Annotated in this window: 1 pseudogene; it reads left to right on the forward strand. The window is 67.7% G+C overall.

The features are described 5' to 3' along the window. Positions 1 to 223 (forward strand): annotated as a pseudogene (locus DIE02_RS35335) (ISNCY family transposase); the annotation flags it as partial.

Consider the following 223-nt stretch of genomic DNA (forward strand, 5'->3'; position numbering starts at 1 on the left):
GATCTGGCCGATCGAGCACTGTCGATCATCCGTGATCGCTACGCCGATTTCGGGCCGACGCTGGCCTGCGAGAAGCTGTATGAGTGCCACGGCATCCGGCTGGCGAAGGAAACGGTCAGGCGGCTGATGACGGACGCCGGGCTGTGGGTGCCGCGCCGGCAGCGGCCGCCGAAGGTCTACCAGCCACGGGCACGACGCGCGTGCCTGGGCGAACTGATCCAGA

It is taken from the genome of Burkholderia sp. Bp8991 (assembly GCF_003853795.1).
Lineage (GTDB): Bacteria > Pseudomonadota > Gammaproteobacteria > Burkholderiales > Burkholderiaceae > Burkholderia.